At 49.6% G+C, this 7,079-nt stretch carries 6 protein-coding genes; all 6 read left to right on the forward strand.

All coding sequences use genetic code 11. The annotated features are described in order from the left end of the window. The first annotated feature begins 563 nt into the window (after window positions 1–563). Window positions 564–2,024, forward strand: a complete 1,461-nt coding sequence (locus HOK28_10960; protein ID MBT6433605.1) for a GHKL domain-containing protein — start codon at window positions 564–566, stop codon at window positions 2,022–2,024. Next, the gene (locus tag HOK28_10965) at window positions 2,014–3,327 is read left to right on the forward strand and encodes a response regulator (GenBank protein MBT6433606.1); all 1,314 of its coding nucleotides are present in this window, start codon (window positions 2,014–2,016) and stop codon (window positions 3,325–3,327) included. Before HOK28_10960 ends, HOK28_10965 begins: the two co-directional genes overlap by 11 nt. A 30-nt stretch (window positions 3,328–3,357) precedes the next feature. After that, a complete protein-coding gene (locus tag HOK28_10970) occupies window positions 3,358–3,873 on the forward strand; it encodes a hypothetical protein (GenBank protein ID MBT6433607.1) in 516 nt (171 codons plus the stop codon). A gap of 33 nt (window positions 3,874–3,906) precedes the next feature. After that, a complete protein-coding gene (locus HOK28_10975; protein ID MBT6433608.1) occupies window positions 3,907–4,725 on the forward strand; it encodes an acyltransferase family protein in 819 nt (272 codons plus the stop codon). 212 nt (window positions 4,726–4,937) lie between these two features. After that, window positions 4,938–6,608 (forward strand): hypothetical protein, encoded by a 1,671-nt coding sequence (locus tag HOK28_10980; GenBank protein MBT6433609.1) that lies wholly within the window; start codon window positions 4,938–4,940, stop codon window positions 6,606–6,608. Window positions 6,609–6,809: 201 nt separating this feature from the next. Further along, window positions 6,810–7,079 (forward strand): SDR family NAD(P)-dependent oxidoreductase (locus HOK28_10985; protein MBT6433610.1); only part of this gene is annotated, 270 nt, incomplete at its 3' end.

The raw sequence follows: 7,079 nt of genomic DNA on the forward strand, positions 1-7,079 counted from the left end.
CATTTTTGGTCTGCAAGAAAAGTAAGCTTCAGTTGCACCCCAATTTCGTGGCGTTGGGGTTGATGCTGGCGTGCTTGTACCAACAGCTTGAGGACTTAAATGTCACCTGCAACGTCAGAGCCGCTTTTGATGCTATCGAACGGTCGCCATAGCGCGGAGTTCGAGAGCGGAACACTCCCGCATTTCGTTTCTGTTACTGCGCCGTGGCGATGCGGAGCCGAACAGTCAATTCTCTACAGAACCAACCGAAATCTGGATAAATGTACGGTGGATTGGCGTCTGGGCCTGAATCATGGAAATTCAGGGGTAAATCAGTTCTTAACCAAGGGAATTAAGTTGAGTGGTGTTAAGGGTTTAAGTGCCAAGCGGTTCGTGGTCTAATCTACCTAGTCAGAAATCTGGTGAAGCCGTAGGCTTTATTTAATTAGAACAAAGTTCACACAGCTTGACCGTAGAGGTTAAGCTGTGTGAACCCCGTGCAATGAGAACCCAGGCGCTTGAATGAAGGCTTGAACTCTGAGGAATGAAGTAATGTGTTGTACAGAGTCTGGTGAGGGGCGCAAATGACCACTCAGGTAAGGGGGAAGCCTCTGCTCGACCGCCTCTTGAGACCAAGCGGTAAAGGCTTTGAACTGTGTCTCTTGCTTGCCTTGCTCGGGGTCTTGAGCTCGGCTTTTTATACGTTTATCGATTTAGTGATGGGGCTTTATTTTGGGGCCTTTACGAATGCCACGGCGTTGGTCGCTTATTCATCCGTGTTTTATCTTGAATATTCAGGACGAGGGCGTGTGGCCCGGCATGGATTACTCTGGGCAACTGCTCTTCATCTATCGGTGCTCACCAGTTTGGTTGTAGGCCTTGCTCCAGGAGCCCATTACTTCCTCTTCGGAGTCGCGGTCGCCGCTGCCTTGCTTTTTGAGGCCGCCGAATGGGTATGGAAGTTGTTCTACTTTCTGTCGATTCTCATTTTGTTTATTTTGCACTATTACGGTTTGTTGGCTTCTGAACCATTGGAGTTTCCTGGTCCGGATCTAGCATTGGCTTTTGAGGTCTCATGCATAAGCATGACAGGTTTGTTTCTCTTTTTGATACTCATCGCGTATCAATATGCGATCGAGAAATTTAGCGGGGAGCTCGAAGTTGCCAACGAAAATGCAATGCGCCGAAATCAAGACCTGACGAAAGAAATGGAAGAGCATAAGCTAGCACGAGAACAACTACAGCAAGCTCAGACGAGACTCCTACAAGCGGAGAAAATGTCTAGCTTAGGTGAACTGGTCGCCGGGGTTGCCCACGAGATTAATAACCCCGTTAACTTTGTAAAGAACAATTTCGCATTGGTGGACACGGCGGTTCGTAAAATAGAGGGCCAGCTTAAAGCAATTTTACCAGACGATGAGGGTGGTCGGCGGGCAATGAGCCTGTTTCGCGAGCACTTCGAAACGGTTGAGCAGAGCGCGGCAAACCACAAGATAGGTACGAAACGCATTGCCGGGATTGTTCAGTCGCTATTGGCTTTTTCTCGGCATGATGAGGCCGACTACAAGGCCAACGACCTTAATGAACTCCTGGATGAGACCTTGATTATTCTAAGTAATCAAGCCAAAAAAGTTGAGGTTGAGAAACGATTGGGCGAACTACCGATGGTAGATTGCAATGGTTCACAACTGGCTCAAGTGTTCTTGAATCTATTGAGTAATGCTCTATACGCGGCCAAACTTGCGGTTACGGGGCCAAAGGTTACAATTGAGACGGGAACAGACGAGGGTTCGGTGTGGATAGCGGTAAGTGATAACGGATTGGGTATCGCAGACGACGTTAAAGATAGCTTGTTTGACCCATTTGTGACCACAAAACCAGTGGGCGAGGGAACGGGCATGGGTTTGGCGATAAGCTTTAATATTGTGAATGACCACAACGGCGAAATCTGGGTAGAAGATGCCAACCCTGGTGCGAGATTTAAGCTGTCGGTTCCAATCAAGCAGGTTGAAGATGTGGAAGTAGGAGTTTTAGATGAAGCTTAATTTGGATGCCATCAGTAAGCTTGAGGAAGAGTTGTCTAAGCCGAAGATTAGTCTAGGTACTATTCTGGTCGTCGATGATGAGCCCGAAAACTTGTTTGCACTCGAAAAAACCCTAAACGATGAGTTCACGGTATTCGCAACGACAAGTCCGGAGGAGGCTATCGAGATAGCTTCTCGGGAACGTATCGATGTCATTTTAACAGATCAGCGAATGCCCAATATGCAGGGTACGGAGTTCCTTAAGCACGTTAAGGAAAAGAACGACGATAACGTTCGGATGATTCTTACAGGTTACACTGACGTAAAGGATTTAGTCGACTGTATCAATTCGGGATTGATTTATCGATACTTGGTGAAGCCTTGGGATGCGGGTGAGATACGCTCGGTCGTTAAGCAGGCCATGCAGGTCATCTCTCGTAAGCGCGCGGTAGACCGTATGCTGCCCCATCAAGTTGTTGACCGTCTGTACCCTGAGGGAATGCATGATGTTAAAGAGGGCTTTGGGAAAGAGGTTGAATGCGCGATTATGTTTCTTGATCTGCGAGGCTTCACAACCATTGCGGAAGAGATGGCAACTCTTGACGCCTTTAAATTACTGACCAGCTTCGTCAAGGCGGTTGGGCCGATCATGTCCGAGTACAACGGCTTTATCGATAAATATATGGGTGATGGCATTCTCGCCATTTTCGATAGAGAAGGTCATTTCTCCAAAGACGTGATTGAGTGCTGCCTCGCCATCCGCGAATGTGTTCGCGATTACAACTCTAAACACCGGTCATTGCCAGTTCCCGAGAGTCGTCAGGGATTACCGGAGAGAGCACCGTTACAATGCGGTATCGGGGTCAGTTATGGACGCGTGGTTCTTGGAACTTTGGGTTTTAGAGAGCGCATCGATTTTACGGTGCTCGGGGATGCCGTGAACACTGCTTCCCGTATCGAAGGGTTTACCAAGCCAATTGGTGCGAATATTTTGGTTCACGCCGCCGTCTTAGAAAAGTCGGATATGTGCAGCGTTCCACATCGGTTTTTGGGCGAGATCAACCTACGGGGCAAAAAAAATTCAACTCCGCTCGTGGAGATACTTGATGAGGAGCCAGAGGCCGAGTTTAAGGCTAAGTTAAGCGCCGGACCCAAGCTTAGCCAAGGTATCAAGGCTTTTATGGATGGTGAGTTCGACAAGGCGCTCTTGCTTCTCGATGAGGCTGAAAAAATCGCGCCAGATGACAAAGCCGTCGCGCACTTTATTGACCGCGTGAAATCAAAACGCGCGCCAAAGGATTACACTCGAGGATCCGACGATTAATTTATCTCGTGACTGAGGAAGGGGGGATGGATGATTTATTTGGCACTGCTCTGCGCATTGGCCTCAGCCCCTGAATCGACAATTGAGCATGCGGATAGCTTCATTGGAAGCTTCCTTTATGCGGATACGGAAAACGGCGATAAGGCCATTGTAGCGGCCATCGAACTTGCTACTGAAGAGCTTAATTTCGTTGTGCGCCCGTTGGCCCGGGCTAAGCTTAAAGAGAACAATGCCGCCCCTAAAACAGTCTCGATTCGTCGTGAGGGCGTAAAGCTATTGCTTGAAACCCCATCTCGTTCTTGGGCGACAGATTTATTCTCTAAGCCGTTGACCATCAGTTTACCGGGTGGACGCACAGGGCTCGTCTCGAAGACCCTGGATGGGAACGCTTTGGTAGAGGTTATTCAGGTGGCTCAAACGACCAGGGAGAACCGTTATAGTCTCTCAGGCAACGGTTCAGAGCTTCAAGTTCAAGTGAACATTGTGACGCCTCGGCTCACAAAGCCGATTTACTACGAACTTACGTATGCCCGCGTCCCAAAATGAAATCATTGGAGAGTTAGGGGCTGGGAAGTAACGATGAGCGACGTATTCTACCATGATTTACGCGATGAGGAATTGGTTGCCAAAGGCTTAGGTTATATCCATCGCATCTGGAGACCCTGGCATCGCGCCGAAGTCTCTGGAGTAGAAAATGTACCTAAGGGTCCTGCGCTTTACGTGGGGAACCATAATGGCGGTTTGCTCAGTATCGATTCCTTTCTTTTTGCGAGTGCTGTTTTTCGAGAGCACGGTATGGATGCGGTGCCCTATGGATTAGCGCACGACTTTGTGATGGACACACCAGTCATGGGAGATGTGCTGCGTAAGATAGGTGCGGTGCGAGCAGGTCATGAGGAGGCCGCTAAGCTTTTCTTGAGCGGTCGAAAGGCACTTGTCTATCCTGGCGGCGATATCGACTCACTGCGACCTTATAGCGAGCGAAACATGGTCAAGTTTGATGGGCGAGTGGGGTACATTAAGCTTGCTCTGAAACACGGAGTCCCGATTGTTCCCGTGGTTGCTCAAGGGGCACAAGGAACCTTCTATGTCTTTTCAGATAACAGATGGCTCGCCAAGCTTCTGCGTCTCGATAAACTCATGCGGGTTAAGGCGGTACCGCTGATGTTCACCGTGCCTTGGGGCATAACCCTGGGTGCTTCGCCACCTTACATGCCACTGCCGGTAAAAATACGTATTAAGATTCTTGAGCCCATTGTGTTTTCGCATACTGGAGAAGCCGCATGCGAAGACGGCGATTATGTGTTGGAATGCAACCATAGGGTGTGGTCTCGTCTTCAAACCGCGCTCACACAAATGTCACTCGATGCCGAGGGTTCTTTCGGTCCACAAGGGTAACGCACGCTGCTGTATTTAAAGCTTTTTTGAACCTAGGTGGCACTGTTTCATAATGAGCTGGTAGGACCGCCTAACCTAACTAAAAAGTTTGATCATAACCGTTTTTTACCCTGGCCGCCCCCTTAGGCGCTTGTTAGCTTTCGCTGCGATTCAGGCGCAATGCCTGCATGTGCGACACAGCCATTGTCTCACGCAACGAAAGGAATACCTCGATGAAGCTCTTTAAAGCTTGGGGGCCGGATTGCGCCCGCGTTTACCTGTTTACATTCATGAGCGTCTTGCTTTTAGCAGGGTGCTCGTCGGTGGGCCCTGGCGAAGGTAATACCGGGAACCAGGAAACAGAAACTACGAGTCCAGCGAACACTGAAGAAGTTGATGAACCGGCCGAGAACGAGACAGAACCTGCAGCCGAAGAGGAAACGGAGGCCGAAGACGATTGCGGTGAGTGTGCGGACAATCAAGTTTGTGTGGATGGCGAGTGTGTTTGCGAGCCTGGATACGTCGACTGTGACGGTGATGCGGCAAATGGCTGTGAGCAAGCTGGTATGTGCCCTTGTGAAATTGGTACGGAACGGTCTTGCTACTTTGGACCGGCTGCCACGGAAGGTGTAGGCATCTGTTCTGCAGGCGTTGAGGTGTGTCAGCCATCGGGAACTTGGGGCTACTGCGAAGGCCAAGTATTACCAGGTATCGAATCGTGTACGGCAGACGGCATCGACCAAGACTGTGATGGCGAATTCGATGAAATTGACGATTTAGATGGCGACGGATGGACCATTTGCGACGGTGACTGTTGCGACGACCCGAATGAGAACTGTGGTGAAAACCCAGCATTGATCAATCCCGGTGCTTACGATGCTCCTGGTAATGAAATTGACGATGACTGTGATGGTGTTGTCGACCTTGAACCGCGTAATAATTGCAGCGATGAGATGATTATCACCGAGCTAACAGGCGCCGATATCATGATGGGTATGGACCTGTGCCAGTTTACCGGTGATGACCCAAACCGTTGGGGTATCATCGAGAGCACGCTTAGCAATATCGCAGGCGATGGAATGCCATTTGATTTTCAAGCAAGCGTATTGCCTGGATTCAGCCAAGGCACGATACCGCCGATGTCTAACGAGACAGTAAGTGTTTTGTCGTCTGGTGATGCGCGCGGGGTAGGTGACCCAGGTTACACTTTAGAAAACAGCGACGGTTACCCTATGTATGAAGAAGGTCCGCTGGAATACCTGGAGGCACACCAGAATACTTTGGCAACCTCAGAGTCTTGTCCGGTACCCGAGCCGTCGTTTCACGACACCTTGCGAGTTTCGACTAAGATTCGAGTTCCCACGAATGCCATGGGTATCAAGTTTCAGTTTCGTTTCTTTACCCATGAGTTCCCAGCGTGGGTATGCACTGAATGGAATGATGTTTTCTTAGCTCTTTTGACGAGTGAGCATGAAGATATTCCCTTGGATAAAAATATATCTTTTGACCAAGCCGGGAACCCCATTTCTGTCAACAGCGCATTCTTTACAGCATGTGAGCCAAGAGTTTGTGGCGTCACTCCGGACGACGTTTATGTAGATATTCCGGATATAGACAATGATGGTTGTCCTGACTCTTTGAGCTGCAACACAGAAACCAACCTATGTGAAAATGACCTAGGTGCATGCCCGGATGGAGCTGAGGCTCTGTTGGCTTTCTCTGGCGATACCAGCCAGGGCGGGGCGACGGGATGGCTTAGCACAACGGCACCTGTTGTTCCCGGCGAAGAGATAACACTTGAGTTTATGATTTGGGATACCGGTGATGCTTCGTTTGACTCACTGATTATCTTAGATGGATTTGAGTGGCTATTGGAGCCTACACAGTTGATTACGAAAAACTAATATCACCTTGGCCAAGTACTGGGTGATTTAGGGCGGATGTCATGGGCTGGCGTCCGCCCACTTTTGCTTACCTCGGCGTATTCCCGAGCCCGATTGGCCGTGACGGGACTTTAACAAATAAATACAGCTCTAGGCTTGAATAGACGACGCTCTATGCATTAGTTCACATAGGAATTTGCGAATTACTCACAGGAGAGTCGGATGTCTGAAAGATTAAAAGATAAAGTCGCGGTAATTACAGGCGGAGCCGGTGGGTTGGGTTTAAGTGTCGCATTAACTTTTGCCAAAGAAGGTGCAGCGATTGTTCTGCTGGGCCGAAATGCGGAGCGTTTGGCTACCGCGCAAACATCGGTGGAAGCTGCAGGCGCCAAGTGTTTGAGCCTGGTTGCAAATGCAGCGGAACCAGAATCGATTGCGAAGGCACTTGCCGACGCCGAAGAAAAGATGGGTGGCCTCGATATTTTGGTCAAC

This window comes from Deltaproteobacteria bacterium (genome assembly GCA_018668695.1).
GTDB lineage: Bacteria > Myxococcota > XYA12-FULL-58-9 > XYA12-FULL-58-9 > JABJBS01 > JABJBS01.